Source organism: Mesorhizobium sp. M7A.F.Ca.AU.001.01.1.1, assembly GCF_004022735.1.
Classification (GTDB): domain Bacteria; phylum Pseudomonadota; class Alphaproteobacteria; order Rhizobiales; family Rhizobiaceae; genus Mesorhizobium; species Mesorhizobium ciceri.
Genome location: NZ_RZPF01000892.1, coordinates 1 through 2,272 on the forward strand (window position 1 = coordinate 1; position 2,272 = coordinate 2,272).

4 protein-coding genes are annotated in these 2,272 nt (G+C 62.1%); all 4 read right to left on the reverse strand.

The window, feature by feature from the left end; translation table 11 throughout:
- The coding region (locus EN884_RS33520) for a phosphotransferase (RefSeq protein ID WP_164895332.1) at nucleotides 1-285 on the reverse strand (285 nt) is incomplete at its 3' end.
- Nucleotides 286-290: 5 nt separating this feature from the next.
- Entirely contained in the window at nucleotides 291-1,217 is a 927-nt protein-coding gene (gene era, locus EN884_RS33525; protein ID WP_013532583.1) for a GTPase Era, read from the reverse strand.
- Nucleotides 1,214-1,969, reverse strand: coding sequence for a ribonuclease III (gene rnc, locus EN884_RS33530; RefSeq protein WP_013532584.1), 756 nt, complete (start codon nucleotides 1,967-1,969; stop codon nucleotides 1,214-1,216). Before rnc ends, era begins: the two co-directional genes overlap by 4 nt.
- On the reverse strand, nucleotides 1,969-2,272 hold a 304-nt coding region (lepB, locus tag EN884_RS33535; protein ID WP_127219232.1), incomplete at its 5' end, for a signal peptidase I. The genes lepB and rnc, both read right to left, overlap by 1 nt.

The window sequence follows — 2,272 nt, forward strand, 5'->3', positions numbered from 1 at the left end:
GTGCCAGGGATAGCTTTCGGCCGGAACTCCCATCGCCAGCGGCACCGGGATCGGCAGCGGCAGCAGAGGTGTGAGCCTCGGCAGCCAGCGATGCTCCTTTTCCACCTGCAGGGAATAGGCCGCGGCGCTTGGCAGTCGCACGGTCATCTCGCCGCCCAGATGAAAGGTCCTGTTGTCCCATCCGCCTGATGCAACCGGCCTGACCGGAAGATCCTTCCACTTGGGAAATTGCGTGGCGATCAATCGGCTGACAAGCGTTATGTCGATGTTCGGCTTGCTGACCATCGAGCCTAGCGCGGAAACTCGAGCCCCATTTCGCGGTAGCGCTCGGGGTCGTCGCCCCAGTTCTCGCGCACCTTGACGAACAGGAACAGGTGCACCTTCTGTTCGAGGATGCCTGCTATCTCCATGCGCGCCGCCTGGCCGATGGCGCGGATGGTCTCGCCCTTGTGGCCGAGAACGATCTTCTTCTGGCTGTCGCGCTCGACATAGATGGTCTGGTCGATGCGCACCGAGCCGTCCGGCTTCTCTTCCCATTTCTCGGTCTCGATATGCGAGGAATAGGGCAATTCCTGATGCAGCCTGAGATAAAGCTTCTCGCGCGTGATCTCGGCCGCGAGCTGGCGCATCGGCAGGTCCGAGATCTGGTCTTCCGGATAGTACCGGGGACCGACCGGCAGAGACTCGGCCAGATAATCGAGCACGTCCTTGCAGCCGGAACCGGTCAGCGCCGACACCATGAAGGTGCGCTTGAACGGCACCCTTTCGTTCGCTGCCGCCGACAGAGCCAGCAGCGCTTCGTGCTTGACGCGGTCGACCTTGTTGAGGATCAGCACCATCGGCTGGCGCACATCCTTCAGCCGTTCGAGGATGGCGTCGGCGTCGCCCCTGATGCCGCGCTCGGCGTCGATCAGAAGCAGTACGATATCGGCGTCCTTGGCCCCACCCCAGGCGGTGGTCACCATCGCCGTGTCGAGCCTCCGCTTCGGCTTGAAGATGCCGGGCGTATCGACGAAAACGATTTGCGCATTGTCATGCGTGGCGATGCCGCGCACGATGGCGCGGGTCGTCTGCACCTTGTGGGTGACAATCGACACCTTGGCGCCGACCAATTGGTTGACCAAGGTCGACTTGCCCGCATTGGGCGCGCCGATCAGCGCGACAAAGCCGGAATGCGTGGCGGCGGCTGTGGTCGCCGGCTCTTCGGTAGCGGTCATGCCGCGCTCCCTTCACTGGAGGGCCGCGAGCCCCCCGATTTTTGGGCCGATGCGGCGGCCCAAACGCCTTCGCGCACAAGAAATGCCGAAGCCGCCGCTTCTTCGGCCGCCCTGCGCGAGCCGCCGGTGCCGCTTATCGGCGCAAAGCCGCGGACCTGCAAGGATACAGTGAAGACCGGCTGATGGTCGGGTCCCTCGCGCTTGTCGATCACATACTCGGGTCTGATATCGCTGGTCTTGGCAATCCATTCCTGCAGATCGGATTTCGGATTGAGCGGCTTTGCGATCACCGTATGCGAGCGCGGTTCCCAATAGCGCAGGACGAACCGCCGCGCGGCCTCGATGCCACCGTCGACGTAAACCGCCGCAATCAGCGCTTCGACCGCATCCGCCAGATAGTTTCCGCCCGAGCCGCGCGACCGCATCTTCAAGGCAGAATCGGCGCGGACCAGATCCTCCAGCTGCATTTCGATGCCGATTTCGGAGCAGGTCCGCGCATCGACCAGCGCATTGAAGCGCGGCGCGATTTCACCTTCCGGCGCATCGGGAAATTTTTCGAAAAGCATATCGGCGACGACAAGCCCGAGCACGCGGTCGCCAAGAAATTCAAGACGCTGGTTGTTGGTGGCCGCCTTGACCGCACTGGAATGCGTCAAGGCGGTCTCAAGCAAACGGATATCCTTGAAGACGTAACCGGTCTTGGCCTTCACCAAACCGGCCAGTGTTTCGCCTGTCGGGCGCTTCAAAGCCATCAATTGACGAAGTGGAACAGGCGCGAAGCGCGCATCAGCGACGGCCATTTCCAGATTTCGAGAGGGCTCGCCTTGCCGGCGATCGAGAAGAAGACAAGATTGGCGCGGCCAACCAGATTTTCCGCGGGAACGTAGCCGACGGTGAAACGGCTGTCGGCGGAATTGTCCCGGTTGTCGCCCATCATGAAATAGTGGCCGGGCGGCACGTCGAATTCGCGGGTGTTGTCGCCGATCGAGTTCGAATTCAGGTCAAGCGTGTCGTAGCTGACGCCGTTGGGCAGGGTTTCGCGATAGACATCGATC